Origin of the sequence: Paenibacillus xerothermodurans (assembly GCF_002220865.2) — a bacterium.
Lineage (GTDB): Bacteria > Bacillota > Bacilli > Paenibacillales > NBRC-103111 > Paenibacillus_S > Paenibacillus_S xerothermodurans.
Window position 1 is genome coordinate 480,606 of record NZ_NHRJ02000001.1, and the last position, 15,176, is coordinate 495,781.

Annotated in this window: 12 protein-coding genes; 3 read left to right on the forward strand and 9 right to left on the reverse strand. The window is 52.6% G+C overall.

Translation table 11 applies throughout. The annotated features are described in order from the left end of the window. Nucleotide 1: 1 nt before the first annotated feature. From CBW46_RS02230 to leuC, 7 genes are all read right to left on the reverse strand, one after another. Nucleotides 2-2,965, reverse strand: a complete 2,964-nt coding sequence (locus tag CBW46_RS02230) for an ABC transporter permease (RefSeq protein WP_207802221.1) — start codon at nt 2,963-2,965, stop codon at nt 2-4. Further along, nucleotides 2,965-4,065: an efflux RND transporter periplasmic adaptor subunit gene (locus CBW46_RS02235; protein ID WP_165842174.1), complete on the reverse strand. Its 1,101-nt coding sequence runs from the start codon at nt 4,063-4,065 to the stop codon at nt 2,965-2,967. The genes CBW46_RS02230 and CBW46_RS02235 overlap by 1 nt, the downstream gene beginning before the upstream one ends. Beyond that, nucleotides 4,025-4,957 (reverse strand): ABC transporter ATP-binding protein, encoded by a 933-nt coding sequence (locus tag CBW46_RS02240; protein WP_243633134.1) that lies wholly within the window; start codon nt 4,955-4,957, stop codon nt 4,025-4,027. Before CBW46_RS02240 ends, CBW46_RS02235 begins: the two co-directional genes overlap by 41 nt. Before the next feature lie 261 nt (nt 4,958-5,218). Further along, nucleotides 5,219-5,896, reverse strand: a complete 678-nt coding sequence (locus tag CBW46_RS02245; protein ID WP_089198380.1) for a DnaD domain protein — start codon at nt 5,894-5,896, stop codon at nt 5,219-5,221. Between the two features lie 144 nt (nt 5,897-6,040). Further along, nucleotides 6,041-6,772 carry a ZIP family metal transporter gene (locus CBW46_RS02250; RefSeq protein ID WP_089198381.1) on the reverse strand — a complete coding sequence of 244 codons (732 nt, stop codon included), beginning with the start codon at nt 6,770-6,772 and terminating at the stop codon, nt 6,041-6,043. A gap of 385 nt (nt 6,773-7,157) precedes the next feature. Further along, a complete protein-coding gene (gene leuD / locus CBW46_RS02255) occupies nt 7,158-7,757 on the reverse strand; it encodes a 3-isopropylmalate dehydratase small subunit (RefSeq protein ID WP_089198382.1) in 600 nt (199 codons plus the stop codon). Between the two features lie 32 nt (nt 7,758-7,789). Then, complete coding sequence (leuC, locus tag CBW46_RS02260; RefSeq protein ID WP_089198383.1) at nt 7,790-9,208, reverse strand: 3-isopropylmalate dehydratase large subunit; 1,419 nt, start codon at nt 9,206-9,208, stop codon at nt 7,790-7,792. Between the two features lie 209 nt (nt 9,209-9,417). Between leuC and CBW46_RS02265 the strand changes: the two genes are divergently transcribed. Beyond that, nucleotides 9,418-10,332, forward strand: coding sequence for a LysR family transcriptional regulator (locus CBW46_RS02265; protein WP_089198384.1), 915 nt, complete (start codon nt 9,418-9,420; stop codon nt 10,330-10,332). A gap of 185 nt (nt 10,333-10,517) precedes the next feature. Here the strand turns inward: CBW46_RS02265 and CBW46_RS02270 are convergent, their stop codons facing one another. Continuing rightward, nucleotides 10,518-11,315, reverse strand: a complete 798-nt coding sequence (locus CBW46_RS02270; protein ID WP_089198663.1) for a carbon-nitrogen family hydrolase — start codon at nt 11,313-11,315, stop codon at nt 10,518-10,520. Between the two features lie 65 nt (nt 11,316-11,380). Continuing rightward, the gene (locus tag CBW46_RS02275) at nt 11,381-12,184 is read right to left on the reverse strand and encodes a class I SAM-dependent methyltransferase (RefSeq protein ID WP_243633135.1); all 804 of its coding nucleotides are present in this window, start codon (nt 12,182-12,184) and stop codon (nt 11,381-11,383) included. Between the two features lie 200 nt (nt 12,185-12,384). Between CBW46_RS02275 and CBW46_RS02280 the strand changes: the two genes are divergently transcribed. Together CBW46_RS02280 and proB are read left to right on the forward strand one after the other, a co-directional pair. Next, the gene (locus CBW46_RS02280) at nt 12,385-13,587 is read left to right on the forward strand and encodes a pyridoxal phosphate-dependent aminotransferase (RefSeq protein WP_089198385.1); all 1,203 of its coding nucleotides are present in this window, start codon (nt 12,385-12,387) and stop codon (nt 13,585-13,587) included. A gap of 461 nt (nt 13,588-14,048) precedes the next feature. After that, a complete protein-coding gene (proB, locus tag CBW46_RS02285; RefSeq protein ID WP_089198386.1) occupies nt 14,049-15,164 on the forward strand; it encodes a glutamate 5-kinase in 1,116 nt (371 codons plus the stop codon). Nucleotides 15,165-15,176 lie beyond the last annotated feature (12 nt).

Genomic DNA, 15,176 nt, shown 5'->3' on the forward strand with positions numbered 1-15,176 from the left:
CCTACTTCTCCTCCCCGAGCTTGACCGCCTGATGCACCCGCAGTCTTCGAATGTGAAGGAACAACAAGCCCGCACCGGTAATCATCATGAAGGCAACCACGATATAGAGCTGATCAGTATCCCTTGCATGAAATATCACCCGGAACGGCGGCACCTGTGTCTTAACGTTCTCTGCCGTCTGCAGGAACGGCAAGAATAAATAGCTGGTCAGCTTGCCGATACCGATGCCAAGCGCGATGGATAGCCCAGCGGTGAACCCTTGTTCAAGCAGGAGCATCCCTGTCAGCTGTTTGCGGGAGAGTCCCATGGCACGAAGCACACCGAACTGTACGACGCGGCTCGAAAGATTGAAGAACCAGTACAGAATGTACCCGATGAGCGAGACCAGGACCGACACCAGAAATCCGAGACTTAAAATACCGAACACACCGCCCCGTGCCGGGTGCTTCTTCTGGATGATCAGCTCGTTGCGTACGTCTTTCACACCGGCGATTTCAATCTGCCTGTCGGCCAGCGCCTCCATGATAGGCGCCACCTTCGCTCCGGCCTCCATCTTCAGCCACACCTCGTAAGGCGTGACCGGCGCTTGATCATAAACGTATTCGAGATTGGCGATGAAAAACGGGATCTCATCCGGATACTGGCTGGGCCAATACGGTACAGTAGCGACGACGACAAATTCAACCATCTGCTGCTGCACGGCAATGCTTATCAGATCCCCCTCTTTCACGTGGTTCTTCTCAGCGAACGAGGAAGGCACGATAACCGCCTGCTCATACGTCCCCAGCAGATTCAGATATTGATAGGGATGAACCTTGAATAAATCATTGCGGAACCAGGCGACTTTCGCAAAATCCACATTATCTATCCCCATGAGCATGCCTTGACCGACCGACTTACCGGACACAACCACATTTGCCTTTGTCCGAAGTACGCGGGCAGCGTGATCCACGCCCTGCAATTCGCGGTACAGCTCAAAAGGGGGTTCGATATACCGCAGCTTCGGCGGCGGATCGTCCATGCCCGCTCCGGGTGCACCCGGTGTGCCTCCCTGCTGGCCGGCACCGGAGCCGCCGTTATTGTTCGTGCCGGTAGACTGACCGCCTTGGGCGCCGCCTTGTGGTTCACCGCCGGCGCCCGCTGTCCCACCGTTCTGCCCACCGCTCTGTCCGCCGGCTTGATCCTGCGGCAATGCGTCGGATACGCCCTCCCATACGGTCTGCAGCACTACGTCCGTCCCGTAGGCATAAAGCGTCCGGTCAGTAGAGTTCAAATCGATCGTGCGTGCGGCGGAGGAATTGTACACCCCTAGACCCAGCGTTAAGATAAGCAGCAGCATAAGCGGATAATAAGATTGCGCAGAGCGTGACAGCTGTGTCAGAGTTAGATACACCGGCACCGGTAGAAAACGTTTGCCCAACCAGTTCCACAAACGCAACAGCCACGGAAAAATCCGCAAAAAGAACAATCCCAGAGAGATGATCGACAACGCCGGAACGAAAAACAGCAGCGGATGAACCTGCAACTGGTCCGTAGTCAAGCCGGTTTGCGCCGACAACAACTGGCGTTGGTCAAATAAATAGTAGCCGTAAGCGACGACTCCGATCAGCACGACATCCAAAAACCATTTTTGCCAAAATGGTGAGCGGTCCGAGCGGGCCAGCTTTTGCTTGTAACTCACGATCGACGCACGGGCAAACACGATCGCCGGGATAACACTGGCCAGCGTGGCGATGAGCACGGCGGCAACGCCGTACGTGAGAGCTTCCATCGACACACCAACGGGGACGGATTGCCGGTCCACAAAGGTGAGAAACCCGCTGGACGAGCCGATGCTCTTAGCCATAAACCAGCCCAGCATCGGGCCAACGATCAAGGCGGTACATCCTAGAATCAGACCTTCCAACAGATAGATCCCAATAATCTGCTTCGTGCTTGCTCCACGGCTGCGCAGTACCGCAATGACGCTGCGCTGCCGGTCCAGCGACTGGCGGGCATTCATCACAATATAGTAGAACACCATTGCAATCATGGGAGCCGCCAACGTAAACAGCAATATCTGCAGCTGCAGACTTTGCGTTCTGAACTCTTGCAAAATCGGAATGAATGACACGTCAACACGCGTGTTTTTCAACTGTTGAAATAAAGTAATGTCAAGCCGTTCCAGCTTGTTTTCAAGCGGCGACAGTTGGCTGGTTTGAATGTTGCGCAGATCGAAAGCATAGTACCAGTTGCCCAAATTCAGCGGGATTCTCTTCTCGTTCAAAATATAAGTGTTGAAGCCGCGCTCGCTCATGAACAGCGCGTTAACTAAGCCTTCCATACCCTGAAACCAGTAGGGATCCCCGTCATTCTTGGGTGCCACAGTGCCTGTGATCTTGATCTTCAGTGGAGCAATACCAAAGCCTCCGCTGATTGGATAATTGAACACATCGCCAACATGAATATCATTTCGGTACATGGCTTCTTCCAAAATGACTGCCTCAACGATGCCATTTTGCACCTGATCGGAATACCAATCACCCTGTTTAAGCTCCACCTGATCTTTGAGTCCGCTTTCCGACATCAACGCCATTTGTCTCTTTTTGCTCGGATCGACTTTCACCGTATCGTCGGGAATGAGCTGGCTCGCACGAATCGAGTAGCTTCTCACAAACGCCTGATATGGAAACGCTATGTCCTTAGGCAGTTCGTCTGTTATGTATTGATCGACGTCTGTGAGGGCACTCAAATCGGCTCTGTCGCTGCCTGCAGCCTGATAACGGATCAGCACCGAGCCGGCCGGCAGCCCGCCAGTTTTCTCTTGCAGCGATTTGGTCACTACCCGCTTGAGTGACCCATCCGCATACATCGGGATGCTGGTTGTAAATGCGACAGCCATAATCAAGCCGAGCAAGGAGCTTAAGGTGAGCCAGCGGGTATTCCACATTTTGCGAAATAAAAAACGAAGCATCGGCACAGACATCAGCGGCCCACTACTTTCTGTCCCGGCGTAAGCCCTGCGATGATTTCCACATCCGTAGCGGTCTGCTGGCCTATTTCGACGTCGATCTCTTTCTTATTTCCCTGCTCATCTACTACTTGAACGTAGTTCCGGCCCGCATACGAGCGCAACGCTGCCAAAGGAATAGTAACCGCATTCTCTTTGCGCTGAGTGATGACGGACACGCTCAGCGGTGTTCCACGATTCAATCCCTGCGGGAACTCATCGAGTGCTACCACCAAATAATTCTCGATGGTGTCGATCGGTTTCGACCCGCTGCCATTGTCGCCATCCGGCATGCCGCTGTTGTCCTCTTCTTTCGGCATAGGGAGCTGTACCACTTTCCCCTTATGCTGTCCCGCAGCATTGATATCCACCATGGCCTCCATGCCGACCGCGACCTTTTTCACATCATCCGCATTAAGACTCGCTACTACGGTCAGCTGCGACAAATCGGCAATCGTCGCCACAGCTTCATAAGCTTCCGCGGTGTCTCCTTTTTTAAGATAGACCGACACGATCGTGCCGGCATAAGGCGCGGTTAGCTTCGCTTTGGCAATCGTATTTTCGAGCTTGTTGAACTCTTCACGCTTCAGCTCGAAATCGATCTTTGCTTTCTCCAACGCCTCCACGCTCATTTCGTCGGCCTTTCGCAGCGTTTCGATCATCGTCAGTTCCTCACTGCGCGCCTGGAGCCGCTTGGACCTCAGTTCGCTCTCCTGCTCGGACACGTCGAGTTCGGCGATGACCTGGCCCTGCTCTACTTGGTCTCCGCTCTTGACATGTAAGCTCTTAATTCGGCGGTTGGCCTCGTCCGTAAAATACAAATCCTCTTCCTTCGTCGCCATGAGCTTGCCGGAGCCGCGGACCCTGGTTTCCAATGTTTGCGTCTTCACCTCATACTCGGGCTTCTTGGATAGTTTCGGCGGTGTGATCGCGGGCAGGATTTCTTCCTCCTCCTCTTTCGGCAGCAAGGAACACCCGGCGCTCACAGCCAGAGTTGCAGCCATGCATATAAGCAGCAGAGGCTTAGCCATCCGTTTATGTATTGATAAATTTCCCATCCACCATTTCAAACACATGGTCGGCTACCTCCATAATTGTCGGATCATGCGTGGTCATACAAATTGTCACCTGCTCGGTTTGAATGATATCCCTGAACACCGCCATTACCTGTGCGCCCATTTGCGAATCAAGCTCCGCCGTGGGTTCGTCAGCGAGCAGCAAGTGCGGTCTGTGAGCAATCGCCTTTGCGATAGCAACACGCTGCTGCTCTCCCCCTGACAGCTCGAACGGGCGATGATGCATCCGCTTTGCGAGCCCCACCAGATCCAGGCAGTGTGTCGCCCGCCGCTTCCATTCGGAGCGCGGCACGTTTGCCATTCGCAGTGCCAGTTCGACATTTTCCCATGCAGACAGCAGCGGCATTAAAGCGAATGACTGAAAAATAAAACCGAGTTGCCTACGTCTTATTTGTGTGCGCTGGTCGTCGCTGCATCGGTGAAAAGGATGACCCATGAAAGAGATCTCTCCTTGATCAGGCTGGTCGAGCCCTCCTATCAAATTAAGCAGCGTTGTTTTGCCCGAGCCCGATCGCCCCTTGAGCATTACCAGCTGCATCGGATACAGCGACATATCAATTCCCTTCAGTACATGCAGCTGCTCGCCTCCCACGGCGAACGAGCGCTGTACGCCGGTCACCGTGAGCAGCGGCTGCGTGTCGTCGATGACACGCGGTGCGAACACAGATGCGCTCGAGGTCACGTTTCCGCTGATGTCAGAGACCTCTGCATCCGCCGGTTGAACCGGCTCGTCTTGCGGCGATTGAGTTTGCTCCGCCACTGTCCCGTCTATGTTGCCGCCCCCAGCGGATGAGACAGGCTGTTCATTTGATGCTGACATGTCCTGCCCACCATTTGTCGATTGTATGTCGGCAGCCTTCGTTCTCGAGCTTGGACGAAGCCAACCTAGCATTTCTAAAGCCTCCTGTCATGTTTGTGATTAGTTCTGCATCGCTACCAACTACGATAATTGCAATATACAGACGATACAAAGGTGGTAAAAGTTACAAAAAATACTAAGGAATTTAAAATGTTTTCCATGTTTCACAAATAAGCCTACTGGGTAGGGGGGTATGACGCTATTTGCCCAGAGCAAACCGCACAGTGCATCGACAGAAAAAAGGACCGGTCTCCTCGGGAGATCCGGTCCGTATGAACTTTTCGTTTATTGAAATTAACGCATGGAGCGGAACTTTTGCGAATGTTCCTTAGCTTGCTCCACCGTTGTAATTCGATTGCGGCTCCACTCGAGCAAAATCCGGTCTATGTATCGGAAATGGACTTTTCCCGCAAACACCGCTTCCTTCAATCCGGCTAGAATGAGCTCCTCCGGGTACTTGTCTTTGTCCAGCCATCCTGTAATAGATTCGAGCTCCATCGGCGTAAGCGGGCGGCCAAACTCTTTTTCGAAAATACTGAAAATATCCTTGCGTACGGCAGGGGGCTCTAGCGTGCGCTGCTCCCTGGTTGAATCACTCTGCTCATCATACCAGCAGCCCGCCAACCGTTCCATCAGCGGATCGAAGTTATATTTCTCATACTGAATTCCGCTGTTGGCGTCCACCGCCTCATCTATCGAGATGAGTCCTGCCTTGAGCAGCTTTTGCAGTGCAGTAATCACCTGCTCGGGCGGGACGGACATGCGTCTTTGCAATTGCTCCAATGTCGGAAAATCGGTTCGCTCCTTGTCGATCCAAGCCATTACGTGAATCAGCAACATGACTTCGACTTCAGTGAGCTTAAGCTGACGGTAATATTTCAGCAAGAGATACGGAATTTCTATGCTGCCTGTCTTCCATCCGGCCAGGAAGGCTGCCTGCGCGCTGGCCCGTTGATCATCAGTTCGTTTCATGCTAACACCTCTTTTGCGCCAAAATTCATAATACACACTGCTAGCGCGCAATATCATATTATACAACAAGGCACGGATGAATAAGAAATCAACACTAGGGTAAATACTGTTCGTTTATCCAGTCTATTCTGGCCGAAACCGGCATTATTCGAAAATACAGCTGATATAGACCATCACCAGTAATCCGACAATGAACGAATAGGTAGAAGATCTTTCAAAACCATGCCCGTGGCTTTCAGGAATCAGTTCCTTATACACGATAAACATCATTGCACCTGCAGCAAATGCCAACCCATAACCGACCAGCGGTTGAATATAACTGGCAGCAAAAAATCCAGCCGCCGCCGATATCACTTCCATCAGCCCGGTTAGGGTAACAATGAGAAATGACTTTAATTTGCTTACTTGTGAATTAAGAAGAAACACGGCCAGCACAAGCCCTTCAGGCATATTCTGAGCGCCGATCGAAATAGCGACCATGGGGCCGAGGCCTTCATTTTGGCTGGCATAACTGAATCCTGTGCTCAAACCCTCGGGAATGTTATGAATAAACAAGGCGATGATCACAAGCAAGGATTGGGAATCAAAATGAGTTACCGCAGCATCATCTTCTACATGAAGATGTGAAATGTTTTTTTCCAGCAGGTCTAAAGTTACAATGCCGAGCAGCAGTCCGATAGTTAAAGCAATGATGCCTGACTCTTCAATTGCTTGAGGCATCAAGCCAAAGGTGGATGCGGAAATCATAATGCCCGCCGTGAAAGCGATGAGCACGTCCTTCCACTTCTCGGACAGTCTTCTGACAAACAAAAGTGGGACGGCACCCAACACGGTTGCCATTGCAGAAATAAAGCTCCCAATTAACGCTGTCTCCATATGTACCCCCTGCCGTTTCTTCATCTCATTATATCAAAACCGATGGTGCAGTGTTAGGAGCTCCCAGACAGCCGGCTGCTTCCTCCCGTGCGCCTTACAATTCTATGCGCCAGCCCAGAAAAGGTTCGAACAAAATGGGGCAGACGTTCGGACGGTACACTTATGTGGACATGCTACTTCAAATTTATCACACACGTATGCTGGCACACTACATCTTATTTTTGCCGCGCTGCAGCCTCTGCGGAGGAACTCACTATTCCCGTATAACCCCAAAACTGCCGGGCTCAAACCGCCAGTGGTTTTCAATCACGGCAGGACGGCTCGATGCGCACAAAAAAAACCGCCGGGAGCACTCCCAGCGGTTTGTGCAGTATCGTAGTTATTGTTACGCCAGCCGAGCAGCGTGCGCAGCTTCGTATGCGGCGATTTTGTCTTCGTGCTGCAGTGTCAGCCCGATATCGTCCAAACCTTGCAACAGGAATTGGCGGCGGTGTTCATCCAGATCAAAGTCAATGCTCACACCCTGCTCATCAGTGATCTTCTTGTTTTCCAAGTCGACGGTCAGCTTGTAGCCCTCCTGCTTGGCGGTGCGCTGGAACAGTTCTTCAACCTGCTCTTCGCTCAGCTTGATCGGCAGAATGCCGTTTTTGAAACAGTTGTTATAGAAGATATCAGCGTAGGAAGGTGCAATAATGACTCTGAAGCCATAGTCCTGAATCGCCCAAGGTGCATGTTCGCGGGAGGAGCCGCAGCCAAAGTTCGCACGGGAAATCAGTACCGACGCCCCTTGGTAGCGCGCCTGATTCAAAGAAAAATCTGGAATCACACTGCCTTGGTTGTCAAACCGCCATTCAAAGAACAGGAATTGGCCGAATCCGGTCCGTTCGATCCGTTTCAAAAATTGCTTAGGAATGATTGCATCTGTATCTACGTTAACGCGGTCCACCGGACCCACCAGGCCGGTATGCTTTTTAAAAGCTTCCATTGTCGTTCGTCTCCTCACACAAGTAAAATAATTTACGCTTCCTGCTTCACTTTGAATTTCCAGTCACGCACGTCAACGAAGCGTCCTTCGATGGCAGCTGCAGCCGCCATAGCCGGGGATACCAAATGGGTGCGGCCATCACGTCCCTGACGTCCTTCAAAGTTACGGTTGGACGTCGATGCGCAGCGTTGTCCGGGCTTCAGTACGTCCGGATTCATCGCTAAGCACATGCTGCATCCGGCATCGCGCCACTCAAAGCCGGCTTCGATAAAGATTTTATCCAAGCCCTCTTTCTCCGCTTGCATTTTAACTCGTCCTGAGCCTGGTACAACGATAGCGGTCAAACTTGGGGAAACCTTGTAGCCTTGAGCTACTGCAGCAGCAGCACGCAGGTCTTCGATCCGACCGTTGGTACAGGAACCGATAAACACATAATCCACGGTCAGGTCCGTCATTGGAGTGCCTGGTGTTAAGCCCATGTATTCCAGCGCCTTCTCGGCGGCTTTTCTTTCGTTCTCCGTTGCGAAGCTCTTGGGATCCGGTACGGCAGACGATACATCGGTACCCATGCCAGGACTTGTTCCCCAGGTGACTTGCGGGATCAGGCTGTCGGCGTCAAATTCAACCACTCGATCGTACTGTGCGCCGGGATCGGTAGTGAGCTGTCTCCACTCGGCCACCGCTTGATCAAACGCTGCACCCTGCGGCACATATTGGCGTCCGCGCAGATACTCGAACGTTGTTTCATCCGGAGCGATCAGTCCTGCTCTTGCACCGGCTTCAATGGACATGTTACACACGGTCATGCGCTCTTCCATAGACAAGCCGCGGATGGCTTCACCGGTGTATTCGATAACGTAGCCTGTTGCAAAATCAGTGCCATATTTCGCAATCACACCCAGAATCAAATCCTTTGCTGTTACTCCCGGCTTGAGCTTGCCGTTGATGCGCACTTCCAATGTTTTTGCTTTGGATTGCTGCAAGCATTGAGTTGCCAGTACATGCTCAACCTCGCTTGTTCCGATACCAAACGCCAACGCGCCGAAAGCTCCATGCGTCGAAGTATGGCTGTCCCCGCAAACAATGGTTTTGCCCGGATGAGTCAAACCGAGTTCAGGTCCCATAACGTGCACAACGCCTTGATCGATGTTGTCGAGATCGAACAATGCCACGCCGAAATCCTTACAGTTTTGGGATAGAGTATCGATTTGCTGCTTAGAGATTGGGTCCGAAATGTTAAAACGATCCTTCGTCGGAACGTTATGGTCCATTGTGGCAAACGTGAGATCCGCACGGCGCACCCTGCGGCCGCTCAAACGCAAACCTTCAAACGCCTGCGGTGACGTTACTTCGTGCACCAGATGCAGGTCGATGTAAATGATGCTCGGCTTACCTTCCTCCTGATTAATAACATGATTCTCCCAGATCTTTTCAAACATAGTTTTTGCCATCAGTTTCACCTCATCATCATGAATACGAATCAATCCAATTGACTTATGGGACTATACTAGCATTTCTTTATTCATTGATCCAAGATATAATATCTATAAGCTTCATAGGTAATTGTTATAATCATTCTTCAAAACTAAATTTTATCGGTAGACGCGCAAGCAATCATATTCGCACCCGATTACCCTTTTATTACAAGGAGAATACTCCCATGGAATTGAGACAACTTCAGTACGCTTTACAGATCGCAGCAGATAAAAATTTTTCAAGAGCAGCGGAAAAACTGCACATCGCTCAACCATCCCTCAGTCAACAGCTGTCCAAGCTTGAAAAAGAGATCGGCGTGCTGCTGTTCCAGCGGACGACCAATTCGGTGGAAGTCACGCATGCCGGCGCACTGTTTGTCGAGAAAGCGCAAGCGATTCTTGACATGGTGGAGCAGCTGAAACGCGAAATGGACGATATTTCTCAGATGCGCAAAGGTAAATTGGTCGTCGGCAGTCTGCCGATCACCGGCTCCCATGTGCTGCCGATGGTGCTGCCGATCTTTCAGGAGCGGTATCCGGAGATTGAGATTATGCTCGTCGAGGAAACATCCGCCAATCTGGAGCACATGACGGCCAACGGGCAGGTGGACATTTCACTGTTGTCGCTGCCGCTGCAGGATGAATCATTAACCTATACGCCGCTTATCGAGGAGGAGATCATCCTAGCCGTCCCGCCCCAGCACCGGTTAGCCCACAAAGCACTGGGCGCCGGAGACCAACCGCTCAACTCGGTTGAGCTGGCAGAGCTTCGGAGCGAGCCCTTCATCACGTTGAAAAAGGGGCAGGGCTTCCGGCAAATCACCATTCAGCTCTGCCAAACCGCCGGCTTCACCCCAACTATAGTGTTTGAAAGCAGCAATATCGAAACTGTACAATCGCTTGTCGCCGCAGGCATGGGCATCGCTTTGATCCCCAATATGATATCGCGCGGCGGCTGCAGCCATATGGCTCCACGTTATTTATCCCTAGTGCACAGGCCGACACGCACCTTGGTCATAGCCTACCGGAAGGGGCGTTACCTGTCCAAGGCCGCTGAGGCATTCATGACCTCGTTCCGTGAGGTTGTACAGAAGCAATAAACCAACACGGCAGCCGCTCCGCGTGGAGGACTGCCGCTAAGTTCATTCGTCGTATGTGCCGTATCGCTCAGTCATATGTGTGACACTGCGGCCGGGGTACAGCGTTCATCCGGTGGGACCGCGCTAACACGGTGGTATCGTTTGATGTTCACGCAGATGTGTGCTACGATGCCGCTGCCGCTAGCCTAATACAACGCTGGACGGCGGTCCTCAAAAATCGTAATCCGGCTGCGCACCTCACTCACGAGCCCCAAGTCAATCTCCGCCCGAACGATTTGTTCGGTCTCCCCAGCTTCGGCAAGCACTTCTCCCCACGGATCGATAACCATGGAATGACCGAAAAACTCGGTAGTGCCGCTCACGCCAACCCGATTACAAGACACAACGAACATCTGATTCTCGATCGCCCGGGCCATCAGCAATGTCCGCCAATGATGCAGCCTTGGGTTAGGCCATTCCGCAGGCACGAACATAATTTGCGCGCCGCCCAGCGCCAGCTTCCGCGACAGCTCGGGAAAACGGATGTCGTAGCAGATCATCATGCCTGCCTCCACTCCGTCGAGCTCAAGCTGCCCCAATCGGTCGCCTTCCTTCAAATATTTCTCCTCGTCCATGAGCCGAAATAAGTGGATTTTAGAATAGTCCGCCGTGCGCTTGCCTTCCCGGTCATAGGCGTAGATCGTGTTGTACACGTCCTGCCCTTTCTTCTCCGCGATGGAACCTCCAATCAGATTTACCCTGTGCTCTCGGCTAAAGGAAGAAAGCAGCGCATGCGTCCGACCGCCTTCCACATCGGCCAGCTCCTGTATACGGTCCAGGGAATAGCCGGTATTCCACATCTCCGGCAACAGGATGACGTCGGGCTTCTTCTCCTGGCTCACGGCCTCACCCAACAATGTCTGCAGTTTGGCAAAATTGCGCTCCGGCTCTCCTATAGCAATATCCATCTGTATAAGTGCCACGTTCCATTTCGTTTCCGCCAAGCGATCCACCCGACCTTTTTCCCTGAATTGTTTTTCTACCATCATAGTCGAAGCCGGTTCGCAGTTCAATGCTTTTTGGCTATCCACACGGTCCAGCGGTCCTGCTCGTATAGCGGCTCATCGTCCGCGCAACCGGTTCTCTGCTGAATGTAGCCCGCTAGCTCTTCCATCTCCGTATCGCACAGTTCATGCAGTAAAGAGCGCCCTGTCCGCGCCAGCAAATCTATACGGAAATCTGCAAAGGATGTGTACCGTTTACGTGTCTCCCACAGATAGAAACGCTGCACATGGTTGAAGCCCGCTTCCCTTAATGCAGCTTCCACCGATTCAGCGCTATGTCTGCGCCGTATCTCTATGTCTGTTAATTGAGGAAACTTTTCGAAAAAGTGCCCCCGCAAGTGCTCCTTGCCGCCTGGCAGTAGACAGTCATCCGGTGTCCGGTCCTGAACGATCAGCGTGCCGTCCTGCTTGAGCACCCGGCGGGCTTCCCGAAAACAATCAGCCAACTCGGTTGCTGAAAGATGATGGATCAGCGCTCGTTCCAATATCACGTCAGCAGTTTCGCCGGAAAGTTCTGTAGCTACTGCACTGCCCAGCGCGAACGAAATAGTCGGTACGCCTGCACAGTGCTGCGCAGCTGCATTCAACATGGCTCGAGAGAAATCGACCCCTTTCACCTGCCCGGCTTGCAGTTGAGCCAGCGCTTTCGTGTAGATGCCCCCTCCACAGCCAATATCGGCGACTGTCGCCCCTTTGATGCGAACTTGTGCGGTGATGAAGTTTTCCCAACGACGATCTGCTTCCCGGCCTGCATACGTACTTGTGATTCGCTTCAGCGTGAAAATCAAATGCCATATGGTAACAGCCACCTTTCACACAGAGATTTCACTTGGTAAAACTGTTTTTTATAGAATAAAACTCAGCACCACCATTTTACCATATTCATGCAAAATAGAAAGTGGTAATTCCCATCTTGTATACAGTAATTATCGTTTCGTGTTACCATTATTTTTAGTTTCTTTGGGGGTACAACCCCCTTTTGCATCTTAACATGGAGTGTGACTTATAGATGAGTTCTGCTTTTCCCCGAATTTCCAAGTTTCCGATTGAACCTGCCGAGCGTATGCAGGAGCTGCCTACACAATTTTTTGCGACGCTGGTTCGTAAAGCAAACGAGCAAATCGCAGCAGGTTACGATGTGATCAACTTGGGACAGGGTAATCCGGATCAGCCGACACCGCCCCACGTCGTGAGAACACTGCAGGAGGCGGCGGCAAATCCGCTGTACCATCGTTATCCGCCATTTAACGGCTTCATGTTTCTCAAACAAGCAATCGCCGAACGCTATAAGCAAGACTATAATGTAGATTTGGACCCGGAGAGTGAAGTCGCGATTCTTTTCGGCGGAAAAACCGGGCTCGTCGAGATCAGCCAATGTCTGTTGAACCCCGGCGACGTATGTTTGGTGCCCGATCCGGGCTATCCGGACTATTGGTCCGGTGTTGCCTTGTCCGGTGCGCGGATGGCGATGATGCCGTTGCGTGAAGACAATGCCTTTTTGCCTGATTACAGTGCTCTGTCAGCCGACGATTTGAGCAAGGCCAAGCTGATGTTTATCAACTATCCGAATAATCCGACCGGTGCGGCGGCCCCCGCTTCATTTTATGAAGAAACGGTACGTTTCGCCGAAAAACACGGTGTTGTCGTTGCGAGCGATTTTGCGTACGGTGCGCTCGGCTTTGACGGCGAGAAGCCGGTGAGCTTCCTGCAGCAGCCGGGTGCGAAGGAAGTGGGCGTGGAGTTTTATACATTGTCCAAGACATATAACATGGCGGGATGGCGTGTAGGCTTCGCCTTAGGCAACTCCGAAGTGATCCGGCTCATCAATCTGATCCAGGACCACTACTACTGCAGCTTGTTCGGTGGCATTCAGGCAGCAGCCGCCGTTGCGCTCACGGGACCGCAAGACTCGGTTGCAGAGCTGCTCGCCATGTATCAGAGCCGCAGAGATACGTTGTATACCGCTCTTGATCACATCGGCTGGCAGGCGAAGCGTTCACAAGGCTCATTCTTCACTTGGCTGCCGGTGCCCAAAGGTTACACTTCGGCGTCGCTCGCTGATCTGCTGTTGGAGCAGGCCAAAATAGTCGTCGCTCCAGGTATAGGGTTCGGCGAACACGGCGAAGGCTATGTCCGCCTGGGATTGCTAACACCGGAAGAGCGGCTGCTGAAAGCAGTCGACCGGATAGCCAAATTGAACTTATTCAATTGACGCGAGGCTCACGCATAGCAAATACACGGCTCGACTGTATCAGGCGAGCCGGGCTGCAGAGACTGCTCTCAAAGCGGACAAGCCCTTCAGCCGCATGGAGATGCGGCGGCTTTATTCTGTTCTGTTTGGCCCCGCTCAAGCCTTTACAAGCGAGCCGGCTGCATGCTATGCTAATGAAAAACACAAACGTTATGATGGGACTAGTAAGAAACCCCTCCGCGTTCAGAGAGTAAATTCCATGGCTGCAAGAATTTACCGCGAAAGATTTCCGAACCCGCCCCGGAACGGCCAGTGCAGAGCTGGACGGCTGCCTTGCTGTTACCAAAGGCCATTTAAGTTGGATGATTTGTTCATCAATTAAGGTGGTACCGCGGAAGTTAAAGCTTTCGTCCTTAGAGGACGCGGGCTTTTTTTGCTTTATGCACAAATGACTCGCTGGAAAAGAAAGAAGTGAAACTACGATGCAGCAGACGATTGTTGTCAAAATAGGAAGCAGTTCGCTCACCTCCGACGAGGGAGGGCTAAACCGCGGTAAAATACTCTTTTTCGCCTCGGAGCTCGCCAGACTCCACCGTCACGGTTGGCATGTGCTGTTGGTGACATCCGGTGCTGTAGCAGCCGGATTTAGGGAGATGGGCTACGCCAACCGTCCAAAAAATGTGCATGAAAAGCAGGCCGCAGCCTCGGTCGGCCAAGCTCTGTTGATGCAGGCATATCACGAGGCTTTTGCTGCTCATCAGGTCGGTGTCGCACAGATCCTGCTGACTCGCTCTGACTTCTCCAACCGCAAACGAATCCATAACGCATCCATGACCATTGAAGAGCTCATGCGTCACAGCATCATCCCTATCATCAACGAAAACGACACGGTTGCCGTCGATGAACTGAAGTTCGGCGACAATGATACGCTCTCCGCTCTGGTTGCCAACCTGGTCCGTGCACGGCATCTGGTGATCATCACGGATACCGACGGTTTATACACGGAAGATCCGCGCAAAAACGTCAATGCCAAACGCATCGACCGCGTGGTGGAAATCGACGAAGCGATGTACCGCATGGCAGGCGGCTCCGGCTCGTCGGTGGGCACCGGCGGTATGCGCTCAAAAATCGAGGCAGCGCGCATTGCGATGCGTGGAGGCGTTCCCGTCTTTGTGGGCAGGGTGAGCGAACCAGGCGATCTGAATCTGGCTGTGGAAGGCGTTGGCAAAGGTACCTACTTCGACACAAGCGAGCACAACCTTCCTATGAAAAAGCAGTGGCTGGGGTTCCATTCACTGCCCCAGGGCCGGATCACGGTAGACCTGGGCGCCGAAGCCGCGCTAGTGGAAGGCGGCAGAAGCCTGCTGCCCGCTGGCGTGAAAGTGGTGGAAGGCGAGTTTCATCCCGGTGATGTCGTCGAGGTTATTAATGAACATGAGCAAGTGATCGGCCGCGGCGTTGTGAATTATACACCGTGGCAGCTGCAGGCCGTTGCGGGTCTGAGCACGGATGAAGTGCAGAAACGGATCGATGTGCACCGGATCGAGGTCATCCACCGAGACGAATGGATTACCCTCGCCGCTCCGAAGCACGCTTAAGCTCCTGTCAGG

Bases quoted from the DNA above. Each gene is read 5' to 3' on its own strand.
- CBW46_RS02230 (WP_207802221.1), bottom strand. From the start codon at position 2,965: ATGTCTGTGCCGATGCTTCGTTTTTTATTTCGCAAAATGTGGAATACC.
- CBW46_RS02280 (WP_089198385.1), top strand. From the start codon at position 12,385: ATGAGTTCTGCTTTTCCCCGAATTTCCAAGTTTCCGATTGAACCTGCC.
- CBW46_RS02240 (WP_243633134.1), bottom strand. From the start codon at position 4,957: ATGCTAGGTTGGCTTCGTCCAAGCTCGAGAACGAAGGCTGCCGACATA.
- proB (WP_089198386.1), top strand. From the start codon at position 14,049: ATGCAGCAGACGATTGTTGTCAAAATAGGAAGCAGTTCGCTCACCTCC.
- CBW46_RS02245 (WP_089198380.1), bottom strand. From the start codon at position 5,896: ATGAAACGAACTGATGATCAACGGGCCAGCGCGCAGGCAGCCTTCCTG.
- leuD (WP_089198382.1), bottom strand. From the start codon at position 7,757: ATGGAAGCTTTTAAAAAGCATACCGGCCTGGTGGGTCCGGTGGACCGC.
- CBW46_RS02235 (WP_165842174.1), bottom strand. From the start codon at position 4,065: ATGTGTTTGAAATGGTGGATGGGAAATTTATCAATACATAAACGGATG.
- CBW46_RS02250 (WP_089198381.1), bottom strand. From the start codon at position 6,772: ATGGAGACAGCGTTAATTGGGAGCTTTATTTCTGCAATGGCAACCGTG.
- CBW46_RS02265 (WP_089198384.1), top strand. From the start codon at position 9,418: ATGGAATTGAGACAACTTCAGTACGCTTTACAGATCGCAGCAGATAAA.
- leuC (WP_089198383.1), bottom strand. From the start codon at position 9,208: ATGGCAAAAACTATGTTTGAAAAGATCTGGGAGAATCATGTTATTAAT.